Here is a 1427-nt window from a genome sequence, read left to right as displayed (position 1 = left end):
GGGTGGGGGCGGTGGGTGGCCGCTGGGGGTGGGGACGGGGTCAGGGGTGGGTGGTGAGGAAGGCGTGGGCCTGGGCGCGGAGGTGGTCGACCGGGGGGTTCTCGCAGATGACCTCCAGGCCGAGGCCCGTGGCCTGGCCGACGTGGTAGTAGGACTGGTAGGCGAGGTAGGGGCGGTGGTCGTCGTCGGGGTCGAGGCCGACGGCGAAGGTGGCGAAGTGGGTGCGCTCGCGGTCGGTGCGGGTGAGCTGCCACTCGCACTCGTAGGGCTCGGGTTCGGCGGGGAGGTCCAGGAGGGCCTGGGCGAGGCGGCGGACGTCGTCGGGGTCGGAGAAGGGCAGGGACTCGGACCAGCGGGGCGCTGAGGCCATCAGCTCCCAGCCGGTGGCGTTGTGGGCGACGGTCAGGGCCCACTCGCCTTCGCGGTCGTGCCAGTGGCAGCTGAGGATCGGGTTCATGGTGCTCAACCTCCCTGGGGCACGGGGGTGTTCGGCTGTCCTCATGGTGGCACAGCGGGCTCTCGGTCAGGTGGATCGTGGCCAGAGGGATTGCAGGGGGCGGTAGTCGAGGACGGTGATGCCGTGTTCGGCGAGGAGGCGGGGCGCCTCGGGGGAGAGCAGGAACTCGTAGTCGCTGCGGCGGACCCGCCAACCGTCGTCGAGGGCGCGGTAGTTCGGGCGGGCGAGAGCGGGGTGGAGGGCCCATTCGGTCAGGCCCGGGGGGAGTTCGGCGAGCAGGCGGGCGTAGTGGGCGGGCTTGTCGTCGAGGGGGACGGAGAAGCTGTCGAGGAAGCCGTGGTCGACGACGGGCAGTCCGCGTTCGCGCATCCGGTCGAGGGCGGGCGGCAGCCAGACGCGTACCGCGAGGCCGTACTCGGCGCCGAGGGCGAGGGTGAGGTCGAGGACGTCGGGGTGGCCGCCGTCGGCGAGGCAGTGGAAGTCGAGGTGGGTGGGGGCGCGCCCGGTGGCCGTGGTGGCGTCGATCTGGGCGCGGAACTCCCGTTCGACGTGGTCGAGTCGGGGCGGGTGGGGGCGGGCGCGCCAGGCGTCGGGGGTGGGGAGGCGGCCGTCGGTGGCGAGGGGGTCGGCGCTGACGAGGGGCCCCCAGGGGTGGCGGGGGCGTTCGCAGACCAGGGTGAGGTGGACGCCGTAGGGGATCTCGGGGTGGCGGCGCAGGAGCCGCATCGCGTGGGCGGCGGCCGGGCAGGCGGTCATCAGGCTGGTGGAGGCGGCGATGCCGTCGCGTACGGCTTCGACGACGGCGAGGTTGACGTCCTCGTCGAGGCCGAGGTCGTCGCAGTTGAGGAGCAGGAGCTTGGCCTCGGGGGGACGGCCGAGGGCGGTGTTGGCCAGGGGCATCCCGGCAGTCTGACCCGGTGGGGCCGGTGGGCGCGCGGGGTTTACGCCTCGGGGGCGGGGTGCCAGGGGC

Annotated in this window: 2 protein-coding genes; both read right to left on the bottom strand. The window is 74.1% G+C overall.

What is annotated here, in order from left to right:
• Positions 1-40: 40 nt before the first annotated feature.
• Complete coding sequence (locus IH61_RS47575; protein ID WP_031079313.1) at positions 41-457, bottom strand: hypothetical protein; 417 nt, start codon at positions 455-457, stop codon at positions 41-43.
• Positions 458-523: 66 nt separating this feature from the next.
• Positions 524-1357, bottom strand: a complete 834-nt coding sequence (locus IH61_RS0139800) for a ChbG/HpnK family deacetylase (protein WP_031079311.1) — start codon at positions 1355-1357, stop codon at positions 524-526.
• Positions 1358-1427 lie beyond the last annotated feature (70 nt).

It is taken from the genome of Streptomyces sp. NRRL WC-3742 (assembly GCF_000720635.1).
GTDB lineage: Bacteria > Actinomycetota > Actinomycetes > Streptomycetales > Streptomycetaceae > Kitasatospora.
The sequence above is the reverse complement of the archived record's forward strand: the minus strand, read 5'-3'. Positions and strand labels throughout refer to the sequence as shown.

What these genes read in the sequence shown, in the direction of transcription:
- IH61_RS47575 (WP_031079313.1), bottom strand. Translation starts at nt 457, where the DNA reads ATGAACCCGATCCTCAGCTGCCACTGGCACGACCGCGAAGGCGAGTGG.
- IH61_RS0139800 (WP_031079311.1), bottom strand. Translation starts at nt 1,357, where the DNA reads ATGCCCCTGGCCAACACCGCCCTCGGCCGTCCCCCCGAGGCCAAGCTC.